Origin of the sequence: Chryseobacterium sp. C2(2020), assembly GCF_014218915.1 — a bacterium.
Lineage (GTDB): Bacteria > Bacteroidota > Bacteroidia > Flavobacteriales > Weeksellaceae > Chryseobacterium > Chryseobacterium mucoviscidosis.
The window spans coordinates 209,704-231,670 of record NZ_JACLCT010000001.1; the positions used below are offsets into that span (position 1 = coordinate 209,704).

19 protein-coding genes are annotated in these 21,967 nt (G+C 37.0%); 11 read left to right on the forward strand and 8 right to left on the reverse strand.

Annotated elements, in window-relative coordinates; genetic code table 11:
• Position 1: 1 nt before the first annotated feature.
• The gene (locus tag H6W52_RS00960) at positions 2-1,894 is read right to left on the reverse strand and encodes a DUF3857 domain-containing protein (protein WP_116098021.1); all 1,893 of its coding nucleotides are present in this window, start codon (positions 1,892-1,894) and stop codon (positions 2-4) included.
• Positions 1,895-2,030: 136 nt separating this feature from the next.
• Entirely contained in the window at positions 2,031-3,965 is a 1,935-nt protein-coding gene (gene gyrB / locus H6W52_RS00965; RefSeq protein WP_087710974.1) for a DNA topoisomerase (ATP-hydrolyzing) subunit B, read from the reverse strand.
• Positions 3,966-4,197: 232 nt separating this feature from the next.
• Here gyrB and H6W52_RS00970 point away from each other — a divergent pair, with 232 nt between their 5' ends.
• Positions 4,198-5,541 carry a cytochrome ubiquinol oxidase subunit I gene (locus tag H6W52_RS00970; RefSeq protein WP_116098019.1) on the forward strand — a complete coding sequence of 448 codons (1,344 nt, stop codon included), beginning with the start codon at positions 4,198-4,200 and terminating at the stop codon, positions 5,539-5,541.
• Entirely contained in the window at positions 5,538-6,542 is a 1,005-nt protein-coding gene (locus tag H6W52_RS00975; protein ID WP_116098017.1) for a cytochrome d ubiquinol oxidase subunit II, read from the forward strand. The genes H6W52_RS00970 and H6W52_RS00975 overlap by 4 nt, the downstream gene beginning before the upstream one ends.
• Positions 6,543-6,596: 54 nt before the next feature.
• On the opposite strand, the gene H6W52_RS00980 is transcribed toward H6W52_RS00975, so the two are convergent.
• The 3 genes from H6W52_RS00980 to lysS all read right to left on the reverse strand — a co-directional run bounded on the left by H6W52_RS00980 (position 6,597) and on the right by lysS (position 9,997).
• On the reverse strand, positions 6,597-7,415 hold the full coding sequence (locus H6W52_RS00980) for an OmpA family protein (protein ID WP_116098015.1): 819 nt from the start codon (positions 7,413-7,415) through the stop codon (positions 6,597-6,599).
• Positions 7,416-7,473: 58 nt separating this feature from the next.
• Positions 7,474-8,214, reverse strand: a complete 741-nt coding sequence (locus H6W52_RS00985; RefSeq protein ID WP_116098013.1) for a hypothetical protein — start codon at positions 8,212-8,214, stop codon at positions 7,474-7,476.
• Between the two features lie 85 nt (positions 8,215-8,299).
• A complete protein-coding gene (gene lysS, locus H6W52_RS00990; protein ID WP_116098011.1) occupies positions 8,300-9,997 on the reverse strand; it encodes a lysine--tRNA ligase in 1,698 nt (565 codons plus the stop codon).
• A gap of 230 nt (positions 9,998-10,227) precedes the next feature.
• Between lysS and H6W52_RS00995 the strand changes: the two genes are divergently transcribed.
• Complete coding sequence (locus H6W52_RS00995) at positions 10,228-11,934, forward strand: beta strand repeat-containing protein (protein WP_185216376.1); 1,707 nt, start codon at positions 10,228-10,230, stop codon at positions 11,932-11,934.
• A gap of 69 nt (positions 11,935-12,003) precedes the next feature.
• On the opposite strand, the gene rlmF is transcribed toward H6W52_RS00995, so the two are convergent.
• The 3 genes from rlmF to H6W52_RS01010 are packed head-to-tail and all read right to left on the reverse strand — an operon-like array spanning position 12,004 to position 13,514.
• The gene (rlmF, locus tag H6W52_RS01000; protein ID WP_185144407.1) at positions 12,004-12,915 is read right to left on the reverse strand and encodes a 23S rRNA (adenine(1618)-N(6))-methyltransferase RlmF; all 912 of its coding nucleotides are present in this window, start codon (positions 12,913-12,915) and stop codon (positions 12,004-12,006) included.
• Between the two features lie 3 nt (positions 12,916-12,918).
• Positions 12,919-13,293, reverse strand: coding sequence for a c-type cytochrome (locus tag H6W52_RS01005; RefSeq protein ID WP_076393273.1), 375 nt, complete (start codon positions 13,291-13,293; stop codon positions 12,919-12,921).
• On the reverse strand, positions 13,293-13,514 hold the full coding sequence (locus H6W52_RS01010; RefSeq protein ID WP_116098005.1) for a hypothetical protein: 222 nt from the start codon (positions 13,512-13,514) through the stop codon (positions 13,293-13,295). Before H6W52_RS01010 ends, H6W52_RS01005 begins: the two co-directional genes overlap by 1 nt.
• Positions 13,515-14,053: 539 nt before the next feature.
• On the opposite strand from H6W52_RS01010, the gene H6W52_RS01015 reads away from it, so the two are divergent.
• The 8 genes from H6W52_RS01015 (at position 14,054) to trpA (ending at position 21,940) form a co-directional block, all read left to right on the forward strand.
• Positions 14,054-15,478 (forward strand): anthranilate synthase component I family protein, encoded by a 1,425-nt coding sequence (locus H6W52_RS01015; protein WP_116098003.1) that lies wholly within the window; start codon positions 14,054-14,056, stop codon positions 15,476-15,478.
• Between the two features lie 157 nt (positions 15,479-15,635).
• On the forward strand, positions 15,636-16,247 hold the full coding sequence (locus H6W52_RS01020; RefSeq protein WP_116098001.1) for an anthranilate synthase component II: 612 nt from the start codon (positions 15,636-15,638) through the stop codon (positions 16,245-16,247).
• 38 nt (positions 16,248-16,285) lie between these two features.
• A complete protein-coding gene (gene trpD / locus H6W52_RS01025) occupies positions 16,286-17,272 on the forward strand; it encodes an anthranilate phosphoribosyltransferase (RefSeq protein WP_116098079.1) in 987 nt (328 codons plus the stop codon).
• Between the two features lie 180 nt (positions 17,273-17,452).
• The gene (trpC, locus tag H6W52_RS01030) at positions 17,453-18,232 is read left to right on the forward strand and encodes an indole-3-glycerol phosphate synthase TrpC (RefSeq protein WP_116098077.1); all 780 of its coding nucleotides are present in this window, start codon (positions 17,453-17,455) and stop codon (positions 18,230-18,232) included.
• A gap of 9 nt (positions 18,233-18,241) precedes the next feature.
• Positions 18,242-18,916: a phosphoribosylanthranilate isomerase gene (locus H6W52_RS01035; RefSeq protein ID WP_116097999.1), complete on the forward strand. Its 675-nt coding sequence runs from the start codon at positions 18,242-18,244 to the stop codon at positions 18,914-18,916.
• A 194-nt stretch (positions 18,917-19,110) separates the two neighbouring features.
• Positions 19,111-19,674, forward strand: a complete 564-nt coding sequence (locus H6W52_RS01040) for a hypothetical protein (protein WP_185216378.1) — start codon at positions 19,111-19,113, stop codon at positions 19,672-19,674.
• A complete protein-coding gene (trpB, locus tag H6W52_RS01045; RefSeq protein ID WP_076393265.1) occupies positions 19,664-20,842 on the forward strand; it encodes a tryptophan synthase subunit beta in 1,179 nt (392 codons plus the stop codon). Before H6W52_RS01040 ends, trpB begins: the two co-directional genes overlap by 11 nt.
• A 363-nt stretch (positions 20,843-21,205) precedes the next feature.
• Complete coding sequence (gene trpA / locus H6W52_RS01050; protein WP_116097995.1) at positions 21,206-21,940, forward strand: tryptophan synthase subunit alpha; 735 nt, start codon at positions 21,206-21,208, stop codon at positions 21,938-21,940.
• The last annotated feature ends 27 nt before the right edge of the window (positions 21,941-21,967 follow it).

Sequence of the window (21,967 nt, forward strand, 5' to 3'; positions counted from 1 at the left end):
GTTAAATTTTAGAAATTAAAATTTTTGAGTTGTCAATGTTAATGGTTTTTTTTCTGAAATTAACGTAATCGTTATATTTTTCTTTAGGATAAAGCCCTTTATTGATTCTTATGGTTCGGCTGACTTTCAGTTCTTCGCCATTTTTCACAAAACTTAATTTGTAGGTTCCGAATTCTGAATTTAACGTCACATTCTCAGGAAGTTCCTCTATTCTATAGTTTTTAGGAAGCGCAAAGCTGATTTCGTATTCATCCTGAAAAGACTGTCTTAATTCGAAAGGCAATTCCCTGTTTTCGTCTGTTTTGTAAACATTGTCTGAATAAATAGGTACTGCTCTGAAAATGATGCTGCTTCCTGCGTTTTTAGAATAATTATTGGCTTTAAAATCAAGATCAAACTTTGCAACGGCATTGTCTTTATCGTTCAGAAAATTTTTCATCTCAATCTTTTCAAAATGAAGAATATCCAGAAGATTTTTTATGGCTTCGTTTCTTTCTTTTGGTGACATTGTTGCCAGAACTAGATTGTTATCATACTGAATTCCCGTGTACGCAAAATTACCTTCGCCGGAAATACTGTTGTCTTCATTAAGCTTTATTTTTAAAAGCTGTTTTTCTTTGCTTTGGTCTGCCGAATAAACCGGAGTATCAATTAATTCAATTCCGTTTTTTCTGATGGAAAGCACATTTCTTTCTGTGGTTCCGTAACTTAGATGATTAAAAGCTATTTGCTGAGATGTATTTTCAAGCCAGATATTTCCTTTTTCAGCAGGAACCATCAGAATAACATGGTTTCCTCCCATTTTAGGAAAATCTTTATCAAACGAAACCGGAGAGGAACCGGAATTGATCACCGAATAATAAGACGGAATTCCGGCTTCATCCAGTAAAGTTTTCATGTAATTTGTTAATCCTTTACAATCGCCATATCCCTTTTTCTGAACTTCATCCGGAAGCATCGGCTGCCAACCGCCGATTCCCAAGGCTACAAAAATATACCTTGTCTTGCTCTGCATATACTGATACAGTTTTTTTACCTTTTCTTCGGTTGTTCCCTGTAAATTCAGTGCTGCAACTTCCGCTTTAATTGCAGGCGTTGATAAAGAAACCGGCTGTAAAATGCTGTTGTAATACCAAGATCCGAACTCACTCCAGTTGTTTATACTCCCCTGTTTTCCTTCAAGATTGAATTTCGTTAACGCAAAACTTACTTTTGGCAAAATTTTTATCGGTTGGGGAAGCAAAAAAGCATCATCAATAGCCGGAACATTTTTATAAGAATATATTTTTTCTCCTGCATTATCGCTTTCTGTAACTGAAGTATAGTTATAAACCGAAGGATATGTTTTTGTTTTAAGCTCGATGCCTGATTTGTTGATGATCTTCATCTGAGCTTCTTCCAGTGAAATATTGGTTGATCTGAATGGAATAAAATCCGGCAGGAAAACTGTGTTTTCATCTGCGATCTGATAGGAAAATTCCACGGTGTAAGGATATTGCGTAGGCGTATAAGACAAAGCCATCACTCGGTTATCCGAATAGAACGTTCCTTGATTGTTATTAGCAAAATCTCCAAAATCTGATTTGGAAAATGACTTGATTTTCTTTCCGGATTCATCGTAAATATTCACCTTGATGTCTGAAATACTATTGCCTTTTTCATAAGGAATATAAATCTGCGCATCGGAATCGCCGTCTTTGTTTAAAACAGAGGTCACCGTGTAATACTGATATCTGATATCATCAATTTTATTAACCTGAATCGTCGTAAGATCTTTCCTGATCACCGCATCTGCGTTTTTCTTCAGATTCTCAGGAATGGCAGAAACCGGAAAGTTTTGTGAGTAGTAAAAAGAAGCCATCGAAAGTGCTCCAATACAAAGTATTTTAATCATGGTTATTAAAATTTAGCAAAAATAATGAAATCTTATAACTGGCAAAATTATTTTTTATTGTATTGAAGACTTTATAATGGAAATAAAAAAAGACTTCATTGCTGAAGTCTTATATAATCGTATTTTTTAAATTCAATTATGCATCAATTTTCGCATATTTAGCATTCTTCTCTATAAATTCTCTTCTTGGCGGAACCTCATCTCCCATCAACATAGAAAATACACTGTCAGCTTCTACTGCATTGTCGATGGTTACCTGCTTCAGAATTCTGTGTTCAGGATTCAGAGTGGTTTCCCAAAGCTGTTCAGGATTCATCTCTCCAAGACCTTTATAACGCTGAACTTCAACGCCTTTTCCATCCGGAGACATTTCCAAAGTAAATTCTTCACGCTCTTTTTCGTTATAAGCATATACTTTTTTGTTTCCTTTTTTCAATAAATACAAAGGCGGCTGAGCAATGTAAATATAGCCGTTCTCAATCAATTCTTTCATGTATCTGAAGAAGAAGGTTAAGATCAACGTTGAAATGTGAGAACCATCAATATCGGCATCGGTCATGATTACGATTTTATGATATCTTAGCTTCGCCATATTCAACGCTTTGCTGTCTTCTTCCGTACCAACGGAAACTCCTAAAGCGGTATAAATATTTTTAATCTCTTCATTATCATATACTTTGTGAAGCATTGATTTCTCAACATTCAGAATTTTACCTCTTAACGGAAGAATTGCCTGAAAGAATCTGTCACGTCCCTGCTTTGCCGTTCCACCCGCGGAATCTCCCTCAACCAAGAAAATTTCTGATTCTGCCGGATCTTTTGAAGAACAGTCGGATAATTTCCCGGGAAGCCCGGAACCTCCCATCGGAGATTTTCTCTGAACCATTTCACGGGCTTTTTTCGCAGCCTGTCTTGCTTTTGCAGCTAAAACAACCTTCTGAACGATAATTTTTGCTTCGTTGGGATTTTCTTCTAAAAAGTTAGTCAGCATTTCCCCAACAATTTTATCAACAGCTCCCGAAACTTCAGAGTTTCCTAATTTTGTTTTGGTCTGTCCTTCAAACTGAGGTTCCATTACTTTTACAGAAACTACAGCCGTAAGTCCTTCACGGAAATCGTCTCCTGTAATTTCTACTTTTTCTTTTTGAGGAATTCCTAAATCATCCGCATATTTCTTCAGAGTTCTCGTTAAAGCACGTCTGAAACCCGCTAAGTGAGTTCCTCCTTCATGAGTATTGATGTTATTAACGTAAGAATGAAGATTTTCATTAAATGAAGTATTGTAACGCATTGCCACTTCCACAGGAATATCGTCTCTTTCACCTTCCATGAAAATTACGTTTTCCATGATCGATTCACGGTTTCCGTCGATGAATGCAACAAATTCCTTCAAACCACCTTCAGAATGGAAAACTTCTGATCTGAAAGAACCGTCTTCCAGTTTTTCTCTTTCGTCGGTAAGGGTAATGGTAATTCCTTTATTTAAATAAGAAAGCTCTCTTAAACGGCTTGCTAAAGTATCATAATTATACACCAGTTCTGTAAAGATAGAATCATCCGGCTGGAAGAACTGTTTGGTTCCTCTCTGATCACTGTGTCCGATTTCCTCTACTCCGGTCTGAGCTTTACCTCTTGAATATATCTGCTGATAAACGTTTCCGTCTCTGTAAACTGTGGTTACCATTTCGTTGGAAAGTGCGTTCACACACGAAACTCCAACTCCGTGAAGACCTCCGGAAACTTTATAAGAATCTTTATCAAACTTACCTCCTGCCCCGATTTTCGTCATTACAACCTCAAGAGCGGATTTCTGTTCTTTTTCGTGGAAATCCACAGGAATACCTCTACCGTTATCGCTAACCTCGATCCCGTTTCCTTCTTTAATGCTGACAAAGATTGTGTCGCAGTATCCTGCCAACGCTTCGTCGATAGAGTTATCTACTACTTCATAAACCAAATGATGGAGACCTCTTACTCCCACATCACCAATGTACATTGAAGGACGCATACGCACGTGTTCCATTCCTTCCAATGCCTGAATACTACTAGCTGTATATTGTTTCTGACTCATATAAATATTAAAAAATCCTGCTAAATGCAAAGACTTACAAATATCGTGATTTTTTTCGAGGTACGAAAGTTAAAAAGTGTCAAAAAAGTATTGATTTTTCCACAAAAAGCAAAGATTATTTTCTCTTAAAAAATATCAAAGTTAAAACCTATTTCTCAAACAAATGCTGTTGTAAATCATAATGACGATCTATAATTTATGCGTAAATTTATTTACTCAAAATGAATGGTTTATGGACGACTTTCTTGCAGCTCGTGCACAGATGGCAATGTCACTCGGCTTCCACATTATTTTTTCCTGTGTGGGTATGGTTATGCCTTTTCTTATGGCTTTTGCACACTGGAAATACTTAAAAACAAAAAACGAAGTTTATAAAGGTCTTACGAAAGCCTGGAGCAAGGGTGTGGCAATCCTTTTTGCAACCGGTGCCGTTTCCGGAACGATGCTTTCTTTTGAACTGGGACTTCTGTGGCCTGAATTTATGAAACACGCAGGACCCATCTTCGGAATGCCTTTTTCACTGGAAGGAACTGCATTTTTTATTGAAGCCATCGCAATCGGATTTTTTCTGTACGGATGGGATCGTTTTAACAAATGGTTTCATTGGTTCTGTGGATTTTTGGTAGGATTAAGCGGTTTAGCTTCGGGAATTTTAGTGGTTGCCGCAAACGCATGGATGAATTCTCCGGCAGGATTTGATTATGTGAACGGACAATATTTAAATATAGATCCTATTAAAGCCATGTTCAATGACGCGTGGTTTCCTCAGGCTTTACACATGACGGTTGCTGCGTTTTGTGCAACCGGATTTGCAGTTGCCGGAGTTCATGCTTTCTTGATTCTAAAGAAAAAAAATGTTGAATTTCATACCAAAGCCTTCAGAATTGCAGCAGGATTTGCTTTGATCGGAGCATTCGGAGCACCCTTAAGTGGTGATGTTGCCGCAAAATCCGTCGCAGAAAGACAGCCAATAAAATTAGCTGCCATGGAAGCCCATTTTGAAACGGAAAAAGGGGCTTCATTTGTTATTGGCGGAATTCCGGATGAGAAAAAAGAAGAGATAAAATATGCCATAAAAATTCCGAAAGTTCTGAGTTTTTTAGTAGCTAATGATTTTAACGCGGAAGTAAAAGGACTGAAAGATTTTCCAAAAGAAGAATGGCCTCCGATTGCGGTTGTGCATTATTCTTTTCAGATCATGATTTTCTTTGGTGTTGTGATGATTATTATTGGAAGCGTTTTTCTGTATGCAACGTTTTTCAGGAAAGAATGGCTTTCCAGAAACTGGCTTCTGAAAACATTTTTATATGCAACTCCTTTCGGATATATTGCTCTGGAAGCGGGATGGACAGTAACTGAAGTGGGAAGACAGCCGTGGATTATTTACGGAATTATGAAAACAGTCGATGCCGTGACACCAATGCCAGGAATTCAGTATTCTTTTTACTTTTTTACCGCGATTTTCGCGTCACTCTCTTTGGTTATTATTTTCCTTTTAACAAGACAGATTAAAATGGTTCCCCAATTATATGATCCTACCGATCCACAGTTTAACTCTAAAAATAAGAAGTCATGATTTACGTTGTTATAGGATTTCTCTGGCTATCAATCTGTCTGTATGTTATTTTAGGCGGAGCCGATTTCGGAGCGGGAATTGTGGAACAGTTCACCAGAAAAAAGAACAGACCCAAAACGCAGACTTTGATGTACACTTCTATTGCTCCGGTTTGGGAAGCCAATCATATGTGGCTGATTATTGCGATTGTTATTCTTTTTGTCGGTTTTCCGGAGATTTACACTACGCTTTCCACGTACCTTCATATTCCTTTGGTTTTAATGCTGGTGGGAATTATTGCGCGCGGTACAGCCTTTACTTTTCGACATTATGATGCAGTAGAAGACAGTTGGCAACGCATTTACACACAGATTTTTTACTTTGCAAGTTTACTGACTCCTTTTTTTCTGGGATTAACGGCTGCAGCTACAATCTCTCATTCCATTAATCCGGAGGCTACTAACTTTTTAGATTTGTATATTTTCAGTTGGCTGAACTGGTTTGGTGTTGCAGTAGGTTTATTTACCGTTTCCATCTGTGCTTATCTTGCTTCCGTTTTTGCTTTGAGAGAGACTTCCGACCGTTTTGAACTGGGTATGATGATCAGAAAATCCAAACAGACCATGATCTTTGTTGTTATCGCAGGACTTCTGGTTTTTATCACGGCTTATTTTTCCGATATTCCTTTACTGATGTGGGTTTTCTCAAAACCTTTGGGAATTATGGCAACGGTTTTTGCCACGATTTGCCTGTTCCTGATTCTGAGAGCAATGAATCGCCGTAAACTTTTACCTGTAAGAGCTTTAGCCGGATTTCAGGTGATTATGATTCTGGTTGCCGCAACTTATCAGCATAATCCGAATATTATTTTATTCGGAAACGGGCAACATCTTTCGTTATTAGAACACGTTGCAGCACCAAAGACTATTTCCGCTTTGGGATGGGCTTTAATGCTGGGATCGTTATTCATCCTTCCTTTTCTATTTTATCTGATGGCTTCGTTCAGTAAACAGAGAAGATAATTTTATATGTATAAAGGGTTTCGGCGCAGCTTTGCTGCGCCGAAACCTTATCATCTATTTTTTAAGCAAAACAATTTCCACCCTCCTGTTCTTCATAAAATCCTCTTCCTTTCTTTCGGGATAAACAACAGGATTGAGATGTCCCATTCCGGTTGCTTTGATGCGCGTGGAAGCAATTCCCTGTTTTTCCAGAAATTCTTTGATGGCATTGGCTCTCGTCCAAGATAGGTTAAATGTTTTCAAATCTAAATCTTCACCATCGAAATTGTCATAATCACAGCAGATATGTCCCTGCAATTCTACTTCGATTGTCGGATTATTTTTTAAAATTTCCGCTAACTGCATCAATACACTATTTCCTTTTGGCAGCCATACGTGGCGACCTCCGATAAAATTAACATTCGGCAAAGAAAAAGTTTCTCCGATTTTCATTTCTGAAACTTTTTTGCTGAAAAAACTCTCAAAGGTTTTCCCGGAATGTATTTCTCCGGCAATCATCACCCGATCAATAAATACGTCTACTCTTCTGTTTTTACCGCGCAGTTCTTCGGTACTGTTGTCATTGATGGGTTTTTCTTTTCCCAATCCTACCACACTTTCCAGTTTGATATTGTTTCCGATTTTTGATTGTAAATATTGATTAACCGCATTAGCACGATTTTCAGACAGCTTTTTATTGTATTCCGAAGTTCCGGAAATATCACAATTTCCAAAAATTCTGAATTTCAGATTATATCTAAGTTGCGCCAGACTGTCAAGTTTTCTCTGCGATTCTTTCGTCAGTTTAGAACTATTGTACTCGAAATAAACAGAACTAAGCATCTGAGCTTTCACATTGACGAACAGAAAAATAAGGACGATCAGAATTCTCATCTCATTTAGTTTTTATGAATAACGGAAATTGTACAGAAATAGTTTTTACAGTAAAAAATTACAATCTTTTTCTAATATTTTCAACAACAAGATTAATAATTGTCAAAATTCCTTTTATAAAAACAATAATAATTGCAGATACAATGATTACCGGAATGGCTAAGAAAGCCCCTTTAACAACCCAGCCTGAAGATATAGCACCGTATATTAAGCCAACCATCATAAATAAACCAACTACAGAAACAACAGCTACCATCCACCAATTTTTCGGTTCATAATAAGCAATATCAGACAAAATATATCCTGTCTTTTTGCCATATAAAACCTCAGTAAACACTCCTATCTTATTGGTAATTATGATTTCTTCTCCTTTTGCAAAAATCCTTTTAGAAATATTAACCTTGTTTATATCATAATACAGATTAATGCATTTCTCTTGTTGCGCATGATCAAAAATTCTTTTCACTTTAATACACCCCTGATTCATACCTTCAAGCGAATGAACCGTAAATACTTCACCAAAAGTATATTTTTCTCCGGCTTTCGATTCAAAGAATACAATGGTACAAGCATTATCAATAAGTTTGACTCTTTTTAATAAAGAAAACTTTGAAGAATCTTTTTTTATGAAGTAATTTTTTCTGTTCAAAATAATCTCAATCCAATCAATACCGTCCCTTCTTTTTTCGCGATTAAATTCAACAATATCTCCCTCTTGCAAAAAACTTTCGGTTTTTGAGTTTTTATCATGGCTAGAATATATAGGAATCTTCTGATTAACTTTAATTTTTTTAATCATTAGTTTTAATTTTTTAAAAAAGTTTTTGAATATAATAAAAAAGATCGTCCTGAGACGACCTTATATTATTTTAAACGGTAAAATCTTAAACCAGTTTTATTAAAAGAACCTCATCAATCTTCTCCACTTTCACGAGATTATTTTTCGTCAAAGTTTTTGAGGCTTTGTCCCATTTCTTTCCTGAAAGTTGAGATTGCTCTTTCACTTCTGCCAAAGCAATCTGTTCTCCTGATTTTAAGATTTCAAGAATTACTTTTTCATCTTCACCCAGTTCAATTTGAGGAACCGCTTTCTCAGGTCTCATTTGAGGGAAGAATAAAACTTCCTGAATAGATGCATTATTCGTAAGGAACATAATTAATCTGTCCATTCCGATTCCTAAACCTGAAGTTGGCGGCATTCCGTATTCCAGCGCTCGTAAGAAATCTTCATCAATAAACTGTCCTGCTTCGTCGTCTCCTTTTTCTGATAATTTTAACTGCTCCTCAAAACGCTCTCTCTGATCAATAGGATCATTAAGCTCAGAATAAGCATTGGCGATTTCTTTTCCGCAAACCATCAGCTCGAAACGCTCGGTTAAGCCTTCTTTGCTTCTGTGTTTTTTCGTAAGCGGTGACATTTCGATCGGATAATCTGTAATGAAAGTTGGCTGAATGAAGTTCCCTTCACACTTTTCACCAAAAATTTCATCAATTAATTTTCCTTTCCCCATCGTTTCATTCACATCAATTCCGATAGATTTCGCAAAATCGAATAATTCCTGTTCTGTTTTTCCGGTGATATCGAATCCTGTAAATTTAAGAATCGCATCCGTCATGGAAATTCTCTGGTAAGGCGCTTTGAAATCCACTTCATGTTCTCCGAAAGTAGCTTTTGTTGTTCCGTTTACCTGAATAGCACAGAATTCTAATAATTTCTCTGTGAAATCCATCATCCAGTTGTAGTCTTTGTATGCTACATAAATTTCCATTGCGGTAAATTCAGGGTTGTGGGTTCTGTCCATTCCTTCATTTCTGAAGTTTTTGGAGAATTCATAAACCCCGTCAAAACCACCTACGATTAATCTTTTAAGATATAACTCGTTGGCAATTCTTAAATATAAAGGAATATCCAAAGCATTGTGATGCGTAATGAAAGGTCTTGCCGCAGCTCCTCCCGGAATCGCCTGTAAGATCGGAGTTTCCACCTCAAAATATCCTGCATCATTAAAGAATGTTCTCATTGCATTGAACAGTTTTGTTCTTTTTACGAAAACTTCCTTAATCTGAGGATTTACCGTTAAATCTACATAACGCTGTCTGTATCTTAGTTCCGGATCATTGAACGCATCGTGAACAACACCGTTTTCATCAGTTTTTGCCTGTGGAAGCGGTCTTAGAGATTTCGTTAACAGGGTGAAATTTTTCACCAAAACCGTCTTCTCTCCTACCTGTGTTGTAAACAGTTCACCTTCAATTCCGATAATATCTCCAATATCTAAAAGGTGTTTGTACACTTCATTGTATAACGTTTTATCTTCTCCTGTACAGATCTCATCCCTGTTAAAATACACCTGAATTCTTCCTGTAGAATCCTGCAACTCAGCAAAAGAAGCTTTCCCCTGAATTCTTCGCGACATCAGTCTTCCCGCGATCTTCACCTGTTTACTTTCTGCGAAATCCTGTTTTATAGATTCTGTAGTATCTGTAATGATGTATTCATCCGCCGGGAATGCATTAATCCCCATTTCAACAAGCTTATTCAGCTTTTCTCTTCTAATGATTTCTTGTTCTGATAATTGCATTTCTTATTTTTCTAAAAGCGTACAAATTTAGTGATTATTTACAAAATTTCACCTTAAACTTAAGGTAAATATTTTATACCATAATACTTTATTTTCAATGTAAATAATTCTTATAAAACTATATTTAAACGATTAATTTAAATTAAATATTAATAATCACTACATGATGAATTATAAATGAGTTTTATTTATTATCTTTGGTTTACCACTAATCATAAAATAATTTACTTATGAAAAAAAGGATTATCCTATTATCCTCCCTTTTATCAATGGGAGCAATTACTAAAGCACAAGTAGGGATAAATACAACTACTCCTACAGCTACATTTGACGTTGTTGCAAAAAATGCCACAGGAACCTCAAACACCGTAGACGGACTTCTCGCTCCACGTCTGGATCGCGAAAGAGCCCTAAATATGACTTCCGTTCCTTCCGGTACACTTATTTATGTAAATGATGTTGCAACGGGATCCGCCACAGGACAGGCTGTCAATATCACAGCTACTGGTTATTATTATTTTGAAGGAGGGGTTTGGCAGAGACTTACTACTCCTTCGGCAGTTAATGCGCAGAATTGGGGACTTACAGGAAACTCCGGAACAGCATCCGGAACCAACTTTATGGGAACCACAGACAATCAGGATATTATCTTCAAAAGAAATAATATCCAGTCCGGAATTTTGGGAACAACCAATACATCTTTTGGAAATAATTCCATTCCCATCGCTGTGACCGGAACCGGAAACACCGCATTCGGATCGACTTCCTTAAATACAGTGACAACAGGGGCAAGAAATGTCGGAATTGGTTTAAATACAGGACGGGGGATCACAACAGGATCTACCAACATCGCTATTGGCGGAAATGCTTTATCCAGTACAACAGCAGCTTCCATACAGAGAAATATTGCCATCGGTGACAATGCTTTAATTTCTAATAATGGAGGAAATTCAAATATAGCTATTGGTGTTAATACCGGAACCGCAATCAGTTCCGGATCTAATAATGTTCTTCTGGGAGATACGGCGGGCGGTGTATCTTTAACAACCGGAGCAAGCAATACTGTTTTGGGAAGCATTGCCGGTTCGGGATTAACCACGGGAAGCAACAACTTAATCTTGGGAGCTTCTGCAGGAACCAATATTACAACAGGCGGCACCAATATCGCGATTGGAAACAATACACAGATCCAGTCTGCAACCACAAGTAACCAGATGAATATCGGGAATGCAATTTTCGGAACAGGAATGACCGGAACTCTCGCCGCTCCGGCGGGAAATATCGGGATCGGAACGAGCACTCCTGCAAGAAGACTTGAAGTGAATGCCGCAACAGCCCCCATCAGAATAAGCAACTTACAGGCAATTGCAACAGGAAGTCCTACCACAACGGTTCCTTTAATACTGGATACCGCAACAGGAGATATTTATCAGGGTAAAGCTTCGGAAATGCTGATTTTCAATACGAATGTTATTCCTAATGCTTCTCCCGTTGTGCTTAATGCGACAGCGACAGCTTCAGCCATTGGAACGGCAACACAGTCTGTTTATAATACCACATTTACTTTAGCAAGACCTGCCATTGTTTCTATATTTTCATCGGTCACCACGTCATTTGCCAATGCTGCAGGAGGAGTAATTACAGATGGTTCTCCGCGTATTTCAATTAGCTGGATCAGGATTTCAGATTCTACAGGCGCAACAATTATTCAGGATAATATGGGACTGTCATCCGTTTCACACGTCAATTCTTTAACAGGTGCTACAACAAATGTCACCGGAAATTATCAGTCGGCTTCCAATCCTATGCTGAGTTTGCCTGCGGGAACTTACAGACTTGATATTTTTGCATTAACGGGATGTTCGAGTGGGCAGTCGGTTCGTGCTACATACGGTACAGGAAACGACAATTTGTATGTGAAAGCAGATTATTTCTAAAATACGATTCTAAAACACAATAATTCATAACGTCTTACAAATATTTGTAGGACGTTTTTTTAAAATAGATCACCATTTTTTATGTTTGTCGGGAGAAACAAAAGTCCACGCCAATATACGGCTGATTTTCTGTCCCTGAGACATTTCGATAATCCTGAAATCGACTGCTTTTATTTTCTTTAAAAGGAATGTTAATTTACTGAGGTTCTCTTTTTTGGAAACAAGACAGGTAAACCATAAAACCTGAGAGGAATACAGAGCGCTTTCGCGAATCATTTTTGTGATGAAAGCCAGTTCTCCGCCTTCACACCATAATTCCGACTGTTGTCCGCCAAAGTTCAGTAATGGTTTTTTAACCGTAGATTTTTTAAGATTTTTTGTCTTTCTGAAATTCCCTTTCATGGCAGATTCTTCAGAATCATGAAAAGGCGGATTGCACATGGAAAACCTGAAACGATCTTCTTTATCAATAATATTTTTGAAAATATGTTCAGGTTCCGGCTGTTTTTTCAGATGTATAAAAGGGAATAAATCCGGATTCTGACTTAAAATACATTTTGCATTTTTCAGGGAAATGTCGTTAATATCAGTTCCAAGCATTTTCCACCCGTAAGAACGATGGGCAATTAAAGGATAGACAAGATTTGCTCCTGTCCCGATATCCAGTCCTTTAATATCAGAATTCTGAGGATCTTTTTCACCGATTAAATCGGCAATATAATGAATGTAATCTGCTCTTCCGGGAATCGGAGGACAGAGATTACCATCGGGAATATCCCAATCCTGAACCTTATAAAAGTGTAACAGCAAAGCTTTGTTCAGCAATTTTACAGCCTTCGGAAGACTGAAATTAATTGTTACACTTTGATAAGCGTTCACAAAAACATAATGTTTTAGTTCCGGTACACAGGAAATCAGCTTTTCGAAATCATAAGGATCACGATGCAGATTTCTTGGGTGTAAAGCAGACTTTTCAGTCATCAATTATTTTTTCAGACTTAAAATATACTGTACCATTTTTTTGGCATCTTCTTTCGACACCTGTGGATGTGGAGACATCGGAACACCTCCCCAAACTCCGCTTCCGCCTTCTATAATCTTGGAAGCCAGCATTTCTGCATCCTTTTCAGAATACTTATCTGCTATTTCCTGATAAGAAGGTCCTATCATTCTTTCATTCACCGCATGACATCCGGAACAATCCAGCGTTTCAATAATTTTGTCGCCGGAAAGATTACTTTTCGCCGGTTCATTCATTGATGTAGCTTCGGGAGAAGCCGCATCAACAGGTGTATTTTCTTTTTTGGAACAGGAAAACATCAGCATTGCCAGACATCCTGTCAAAAACAGATTTTTCATTATTTTTTTGTAAGAGTATCTGCTTTAGCTTCAGCTGCAGGAAGAGATTCTGCGGCATTTACTTTTGCTGCTTCAGTTTTTTTGGCAGTAGAATCCACCACAGTTGGAGCATCCGGCTCTGGCAACATCGTGTTGCTGTCCTGTAAGTCATGATTTGGCTTTTTAGAGCAGCTAGCTGCAAATAAACTACCGATAAACGCGATTGCTAATACTTTTTTCATTATTTTTCCTATAAAAATTTAGACAAAAATATAAAAAATAAACTTTCAAGCTTATGATAAACCTCCATTTTTAAAGATATTTCATTAAATTTTTTCTGCTAAAAGATTTTTCTGATTAGTGAAAGCCATCAGTTTTCAGATTAAGTTTTTTGATGATCTGTTATTAATCATATTCCTTTTTAACGCAAAGATTTCGCTAAGATTCTTTTATATGCCAACTGTTTTTGGGTTCGCAAAGGCGTTTCACTCAGCAAAGAACTCAAAGGTTTTTTAATGATGACAAATTGCGGACAACCATAAAAGTTTTTTTTAATTTCATAATTTTTTTGTTTTCATATTAAAAAAATTATATACATTTGTACTATGGTTAACAACAAAAATATGTGGTGGTGGCATTCAAACTCTTCGTCGGGTCTGATGTTATTGTCATGTTGTTAATGCTAAACAACCAACAGAAATAATTTATAACAAATAATAAAGACTTTGACGTAATCCGTTGAAGTCTTTTTTTGTTTCATCCATTTTAAAATTCAACTGCAATGTTCAGTAAAAAGATAAAAATAAAAACCATTTCCAAAAAAACACTCGGAGATCTTCAGACTCCGATGAATATCTATCTGCAGATTCGCGACAAATTCAGGGATACTATTCTTCTGGAAAGCTCAGATTCTAAAAATATCGATAATAACTTCTCTTTCATTGCCATCAATGCGATTGCCGGAATTGAAATTAAAAATTTAAATGATTTTGAAATAAAGCTTCCGGGACAGGAACCTGTAAAACAATTTATCATTGAAAATAAAATTGAAGATGTTTTTCAGAATTTCTCAGATCTTTTCGAATGCGAAAAAACGGCAGATCCTATAGAACAGACGGCACAAAGTCTTTTCGGATATACCAGTTTCGAGGCGGTTCAGTTTTTTGAAAATATTCAGTTCAAAGCACAGAGTCCCGAAGTTGAAATCCCGATTCTTCGATACCGATTATATCAATATGTTATTGCCATCAATCATTACAATGATGAAATGCATATTATTGAAAATCAGATGGAAGGTGTAAAATCTGAATTTTACCTTCTTGAAAGCTTAATCAAGAATCTGAATTCCGTGATTTATCCTTTCGAAAAAGAAGGAGCAGAAACTTCTAATATTACGGATGAAGAATATATTGAACTCGTAAAAACAGCCCAGAAACACTGCATGAGAGGCGATGTTTTTCAATTGGTTTTAAGCAGAAGATTTCAGCAGAAATTTAAAGGAGATGAATTCAATGTCTACCGTGCATTAAGAAACATCAATCCTTCCCCTTATTTATTTTTCTTCGATTATGGCAACTACAAACTCTTCGGTTCAAGCCCTGAAAGCCAGTTAATCATCAAAAACAACAAAGCCGTTATTCATCCGATTGCCGGAACATTCAAACGAACAGGACATTTTGAAACGGATCTCCAGTCTATCGAAAATTTAAAAAACGATGAAAAAGAAAATGCAGAACACACCATGCTTGTGGATCTCGCAAGAAATGATCTTGGAAAACTCGGAAAAAACGTAACGGTAACCAAATTAAAGGAAATACAGCTTTTCTCTCACGTTATACATATGGTAAGCGAAGTAACCGCGGATCTGCAGGAAAATATAAATCCTTTCGAAATGGTGGCAACAACTTTTCCGCAGGGAACTTTAAGCGGAGCCCCGAAACACAGAGCGTTGCAGTTAATTAACCAATATGAAAAAGATTCCAGAGGATATTATGGCGGATGCATCGGAATGATTGGACTGAACGGAGACTGCAATCAGGCAATTATGATCCGTACTTTTTTAAGTAAAAACAATACGCTGTATTATCAGGCAGGAGCCGGACTTGTGGCAAAATCCAACCCCGAAAGTGAGCTTCAGGAAGTAAACAATAAACTGAATGCCCTAAAAAAAGCAGTGGAAAAAGCGGAGAAATTAGTGAATAGTTGATTGAGTCTAGTTGACAGAATTTAGATGTCTGGACTGAATCCAGAAAACTATCAAATTTAATTTATGATGCAATTAAAAATTGTCTAAAAGAAGAAGTTTTAATTCTTTGCAAAAAATTGCTAAACGGATTTATTAATTATTACAGAAAAAAATAAAAATGAATAATACAGAACCATCAACAAACAACCAAAAGCCATCAGCTAAAGTTCTTGTATTCGATAACTACGACAGCTTTACCTACAATCTGGTTCAGATTATCGAGAGAGTTTTGGATACCAAAGTAGATGTGGTAAAGAATGACCAGATCAGTCTGGAAGAAATCGATCAGTACGATAAAATCGTGCTTTCACCCGGTCCCGGAATTCCAGAAGAAGCCGGAATTTTACTGGATCTGATCAAAGAATACGCTCCTAAAAAAAGCATTTTAGGCGTTTGCCTCGGTCAGCAGGCGATTGCAGAAGCTTTTGGAGGAAGTTTAACCAATCTTTCCGAAATTTTTCATGGAGTGGCAACTTCCGCAGATTTTGTAAAAGAAGACACCAAAATTTTTAAAAATCTATCCAGCGGAATTGAAGTCGGAAGATATCATAGTTGGGTTGTTAACCGCGAAGATCTGCCGGAAGAACTGGAAATTACCGCAGTAGACAAAGATGGAATGATTATGGCGTTACAGCACAAAAAATATGATGTTCACGGCGTACAGTTTCATCCGGAAAGCATTCTTACTCCGCAGGGAGAAATTATCATCAAAAACTTTCTACTCAATTGAAAACAGCACAAATTCCCTCAACCATAAAACCTCCACAAATGAAAGAGATCCTGCAATACCTTTTTAATCATCATACCTTGTCCAAATCTGAGGCAAAGGCGATTATGATTGAGATTGCCCAGAATAAATTCAATGCAACCGAAGTTACGGCTTTTATAAGTGTTTTCCTCATGCGAAATATCACGCTTAAAGAGCTCGAAGGCTTTCGTGAAGCCCTTCTGCAAATGGCAGTTCCCGTAAACATAGATTCCGGAGACGCCATCGATATTGTTGGAACGGGCGGTGACGGAAAAAACACCATCAATATCTCAACTTTAGCAAGTTTTGTAGTTGCAGGAGCGGGACAGAAAGTAACGAAACACGGAAATTACGGAGCTTCTACCATCACCGGATCTTCCAATGTACTGGAAGAGCTAGGCTACGAATTCAAAAACAGTTCGGAAAAACTTCAGGAAGATCTTGAAAAAGCCAACATCTGTTTTTTACATGCCCCCTATTTTCATCCGGCACTGCAATCGGTTGGTGCGCTGCGAAGAGCTTTAGGTCTAAGAACTTTTTTCAACCTCCTCGGCCCTCTTGTAAATCCGGCAAAACCTCAGTTTTCCATGATTGGCGTTTACAATCTGGAAATTGCCAGAATTTACCAGTATTTATTGCAAAAAGATAACCGTCACTTTACTCTGGTTCACGGGATGGACGGCTACGACGAGATCAGCCTTACCCACGACAGTAAAATTATTACCAAAAAAGGAGAAGAAGTCTATTCCACGGAAGATCTTGGTTTTGATTCTATTACGCATGAAAGCATAAAAGCAGGAGAAACGCCTCAGGAAACGGCAAAAATTTTCAGAAATATTCTTCAGGGAAAAGGAACGGAACAACAGAATGCCGTTGTATTGGCAAATGCAGCCGTCGCCCTTTATCATACCGATAAATTCGGAAGCTATGAAGATTGTCTTTTGATGGCGAAAGAAAGTTTACATGGAGGAAAAGCATTAAGAAGTCTACAACTTCTTTTGGAATAATACTTTTTCATTTCATTATCGGTCTTTTGTCATTCAGAGCGAAACGCAGTGAAGTGAAGAATCTATAAAAACACAGAATATGCTGAAAACTTTAGGTACACATAACTACATTTAAAAACAGATTTCTCACTTCATTTCATTACGTTCGAAATGACAATGAATAGTAAATTAAAAAGAAAGATGAATATTTTAGATAAAATCATACAAAGAAAAAAAGAAGAGGTTTCCTTCTCGAAATCAAATACTTCAGTCTCAGCATTGAAGGAATCTGAATTTTTCGGAAGAGAAAATTTTTCACTGAAAGAAAGCTTAAAAAAGAGAAGCGGAATCATTGCTGAATACAAAAGACAGTCACCCTCAAAAGGAATTATTAATGATACAGTTTCACCTTTAGAAGTGGTTTCCGCATATGAAAAGTTCGGGGCGAGCGGAATTTCTGTTTTAACGGATCGTGATTTTTTCGGAGGAAGTTCTGAGGATATTCTGAATGTAAGAAATTCTGTAAATATTCCTATTCTGCGAAAAGATTTCATGATCGATGAATATCAGTTTTATGAAGCCAAAAGCATCGGTGCAGATGTTATTTTATTGATTGCAGCCTGTCTTTCACCGCAGCAGGTTTCAGAATTTACAGAACTTTCTCACGAGTTGGGATTGGAAGTTTTACTGGAAATTCATACCGAAGAAGAGCTGAAACACATCCACAAAAACATTGATCTTGTGGGAATTAACAACAGAAATTTAAAAGATTTTAAAGTAGATCTTCAACATTCGGTTAATTTGAAAAATCAGCTTCCGAAAGACATTCTGTCTGTTGCCGAAAGCGGAATCTACAACGAAGAAGATTTCAGATACTTAAAAAATGAAGGTTTCGACGGATTTCTGATGGGCGAATATTTTATGAAACATGAAAATCCCGGAAAAAAGCTGGCTGAATTTATTACGAATACAGGAATTTAAAAATCTGGTATGAAATCAACAGACAACAATCTATTGACGAATAAAACTGCTCCGAAGCTAAAAGTCTGCGGATTAACGCAATCTGATCAGATTCAGAAGTTAATATCTTTACAGACAGACTTTCTTGGTTTTATCTTTTATGAAAAATCGCTCAGGTATGTTTTGAAACATTTGAATCCAGAACAGATTTCAGAAATTAAACATTCAGGGAAAGTCGGCGTTTTCGTAAATGAAAACTTAGAAAAAATAGTTGAAACAGCAGAAAAAGCAAAACTGAATTTCATACAGCTTCACGGCGATGAAGATGAATATTTTATTACAGAATTAAGAAAAAAATTAAATTCTGAAATCAAAATCATCAAAGTAATCCGAATCGGAAACCAAAACTCTGATGAGCTTCAGAAAACAATCAATCAATATGCGCAAACAAACGATTATATTCTTTTCGACACCGATTCAAAATCATTTGGAGGAACAGGAAAAACCTTCGACTGGAATCTGTTAAACGACATTGAAATTCCCCTTCCCTATTTTTTAAGTGGCGGAATTTCAGAAGAAAATACAGAAAACATAAGCATTTTAAAACAAAAGCCTTTTGCTCTGGACATCAATTCGAGGTTTGAAACAGAACCCGGAGTTAAAAACATCAATCAGATAAAAATATTTAAAGAAAAACTGATCTGATCATCAATTAAAACACAATAAAAATGATTGTCCGTAATTTGTCATAATTAGAAAACCTTTGAGTTCTTTGCTGAGTGAAACGCCTTTGCGAACTTAAAAACAGTTGGTATATAAAAGAATCTTAGCGATTCTTTGCGTTAAAATTAAGCATTATGATCAATAACGGATAATCAATAATAAAAAAACAAAAAACATTGAAAAAATATTATTCGAGAAAACTGAAGCTTTTGAAATTTAAGAAATTAAATCTTGAAGAGATCGGAAAATCCGTTCACAGAGTCCTGTTTTCTCAAAAATTTGAAAATGAAAAAGTAGAAAGACTGCATAATTTTGTCTCTGAAAATGACAGTAATACAGAATATTGGTACATCGGAGGATTATTAAGTGATTTCATCGAAATCATTAAAAATTTTCACAAAGAAGATGTTGAATATTTCTTTAAAACCATTCATTTCTGGGACAGCTATCATTTGGTCGTGATTGCCGATAAATTGCTCGACAGCAACGTAAAAGCCAGTGTAAAATATGATTTCGGAATCGTTTACTGTAAAATTTTCTGCCTGTATGAGAAATTCGATTCTTATTATCTCATTGATAATCTTGAAATTGCGATTACCATGTACAACTCGAAACTGAATTTAAATATTTTAATAGATTTAACCGCAAAACTGCATTTGCTGCACCAAAACAAACAGATCAGCAAACAGCAGTTTGATTATAACCTTTCATTAATAAATACATTACAAAATGAATTATAGAAACCCCGACGAACACGGATATTATGGAGAATTCGGAGGCGCTTTCATCCCGGAAATGCTCTACCCGAATGTAGAGGAACTTCAAAAAAACTATCTTGACATCATTGAATCTGAAGATTTTCAACAGGAATATCAGGATTTGTTAAAAAATTACGTTGGTCGTGCAACGCCATTGTATTTTGCGAAAAATTTAAGCCGGAAATACAACACCAAAATTTATTTAAAAAGAGAAGATCTCAACCACACCGGAGCGCACAAAATCAATAACGCTTTAGGACAGGTTTTGTTGGCAAAACGTCTTGGTAAAAACAGAATTATTGCCGAAACCGGAGCCGGACAGCACGGCGTTGCCACCGCTACAGCCTGCGCGCTTTTAGGACTGGAATGCATTGTTTACATGGGTGAAGTCGATATCCAAAGACAGGCTCCCAATGTCGCAAGAATGAAAATGCTCGGCGCAAAAGTCGTTCCCGCAACTTCAGGTTCCAAAACCCTGAAAGACGCTGTAAATGAAGCCTTAAGAGACTGGATCAACAATCCCGTGACCACTCATTACGTGATCGGAAGTGTGGTCGGTCCGCATCCTTTTCCGGATCTTGTGGCGAGATTTCAGAGTGTGATTTCAAAAGAGATAAAAGAACAGCTTCTGGAACAGACCGGAAGAGAAAATCCGGATTACATCATTGCCTGTGTTGGCGGCGGAAGCAATGCAGCAGGCGCTTTTTACCATTTTGTAAACGAAAAAGACGTGAAAATTATTGCTGCTGAAGCAGGAGGTTTCGGTGTAGAATCCGGAAAATCTGCCGCAACGACTTTTCTGGGAACTTTAGGCATTCTTCACGGAAGCAAAAGCCTTGTGATGCAGACCAATGACGGACAGGTTATCGAGCCCCACTCCATTTCCGCAGGACTGGATTACCCCGGAATCGGACCTTTTCACGCCAATTTGTTCAGGGAACAAAGAGCAGAATTTTTCAGCATCAACGACGATGAAGCCCTGAAATCAGCATTTGAGCTCACCAAACTCGAAGGCATCATTCCCGCTCTGGAAAGTTCTCACGCGCTCGCAGTTTTCGACAAAAAGAAATTCAACGAAGACGATATTGTAGTCATTTGTCTCAGCGGTCGCGGAGATAAAGATATGGAAACATATTTGAAACATTTGTAAAATAATTCGGGCGATAATTTCCGTCTTCCACTCCCGCTTTTTTGTTCCGCTTTGCTGCACAAAAAGAGCTCCGTTCAAGCCGGATCGCATCGTCAACATCAAAAATAATTTTTGTCATTAAAAAGAACTGATGAACTTACACTTTATTTAACCATAAAAGTCATAAAAGATAAACTAAATGATTAGTGTTTATCAATAAAAAGATCACAACAGCTTTCAAAAAATCTTTGATTTTTTACACTTTTGAAAGCTTAAAATATATTATAATCATACATCATAAATATCTTTTGCACCTTTTGCGGTTAAAATAAAAAACATTTTAAGCAGATTTTACGAAATGACATCATTAAAAAGCATTTTTAAATGAAAAAACTAAATATATACTTCACCGCAGGAATTCCCGAACTGGAAAATACTGCTGAAATCATACAGGTAATTCAGGATTCCGGCGCAGAGATGATCGAAATCGGGATGCCGTATTCAGATCCAGTTGCAGACGGCCCCGTTATTCAGCAGGCTCATGAATTAGCCCTGAAAAACGGAATGACCATCGAAAAACTGTTCTCACAATTGAAATCCATTAAAAACGAAATAAAAGTTCCTTTAATTTTGATGGGCTACATCAATCCGGTGCTGCGTTTCGGATTTGAAGAATTCTGTGCAGCATGTTCGGAAAGCGGAGTTTCAGGATTAATTATTCCCGATCTCCCTCCCATTGAATTCGAGAAAAACTATCAGAAAGTTTTAGCAAAATACCATCTGAATTTCACCTTTCTGGTGACTCCCGAAACTTCGGACGAAAGAATTTTATACCTCGATTCCTTAAGTTCCGGATTTTTGTATGCGGTAAGTTCGTCTTCAACCACCGGAAACGATCAGGCTGTTCTCAAAAACGAGGAATATCTTTCAAGATTAGCTTCACTTCCTTTACAAAATCCGGTGATGATCGGTTTTGGAATCAAATCAAAAGAAGACTTCGAAAATGTAACCGAAAAAGCGGATGGCGGAATCATCGGAACTGCTTTCGTCAACATTTTACTTCAAAATAGAGACTGGAAGACCAAAGCTATAGATTTCATCCATTCCATTAAAGCCTAAAAATCACTAAATTTGTGTATTCAAAAA

Excerpts from the sequence above, each read along its gene's own strand:
- H6W52_RS01015 (WP_116098003.1), top strand. The coding sequence starts at position 14,054 with ATGTTCAGTAAAAAGATAAAAATAAAAACCATTTCCAAAAAAACACTC.
- H6W52_RS00995 (WP_185216376.1), top strand. The coding sequence starts at position 10,228 with ATGAAAAAAAGGATTATCCTATTATCCTCCCTTTTATCAATGGGAGCA.
- trpC (WP_116098077.1), top strand. The coding sequence starts at position 17,453 with ATGAATATTTTAGATAAAATCATACAAAGAAAAAAAGAAGAGGTTTCC.
- H6W52_RS01020 (WP_116098001.1), top strand. The coding sequence starts at position 15,636 with ATGAATAATACAGAACCATCAACAAACAACCAAAAGCCATCAGCTAAA.
- trpB (WP_076393265.1), top strand. The coding sequence starts at position 19,664 with ATGAATTATAGAAACCCCGACGAACACGGATATTATGGAGAATTCGGA.
- H6W52_RS01035 (WP_116097999.1), top strand. The coding sequence starts at position 18,242 with ATGAAATCAACAGACAACAATCTATTGACGAATAAAACTGCTCCGAAG.
- lysS (WP_116098011.1), bottom strand. The coding sequence starts at position 9,997 with ATGCAATTATCAGAACAAGAAATCATTAGAAGAGAAAAGCTGAATAAG.
- H6W52_RS01005 (WP_076393273.1), bottom strand. The coding sequence starts at position 13,293 with ATGAAAAATCTGTTTTTGACAGGATGTCTGGCAATGCTGATGTTTTCC.
- H6W52_RS00975 (WP_116098017.1), top strand. The coding sequence starts at position 5,538 with ATGATTTACGTTGTTATAGGATTTCTCTGGCTATCAATCTGTCTGTAT.
- H6W52_RS00980 (WP_116098015.1), bottom strand. The coding sequence starts at position 7,415 with ATGAGAATTCTGATCGTCCTTATTTTTCTGTTCGTCAATGTGAAAGCT.
- H6W52_RS00960 (WP_116098021.1), bottom strand. The coding sequence starts at position 1,894 with ATGATTAAAATACTTTGTATTGGAGCACTTTCGATGGCTTCTTTTTAC.
- rlmF (WP_185144407.1), bottom strand. The coding sequence starts at position 12,915 with ATGACTGAAAAGTCTGCTTTACACCCAAGAAATCTGCATCGTGATCCT.
- trpA (WP_116097995.1), top strand. The coding sequence starts at position 21,206 with ATGAAAAAACTAAATATATACTTCACCGCAGGAATTCCCGAACTGGAA.
- gyrB (WP_087710974.1), bottom strand. The coding sequence starts at position 3,965 with ATGAGTCAGAAACAATATACAGCTAGTAGTATTCAGGCATTGGAAGGA.
- H6W52_RS00985 (WP_116098013.1), bottom strand. The coding sequence starts at position 8,214 with ATGATTAAAAAAATTAAAGTTAATCAGAAGATTCCTATATATTCTAGC.
- H6W52_RS00970 (WP_116098019.1), top strand. The coding sequence starts at position 4,198 with ATGGACGACTTTCTTGCAGCTCGTGCACAGATGGCAATGTCACTCGGC.
- H6W52_RS01010 (WP_116098005.1), bottom strand. The coding sequence starts at position 13,514 with ATGAAAAAAGTATTAGCAATCGCGTTTATCGGTAGTTTATTTGCAGCT.
- trpD (WP_116098079.1), top strand. The coding sequence starts at position 16,286 with ATGAAAGAGATCCTGCAATACCTTTTTAATCATCATACCTTGTCCAAA.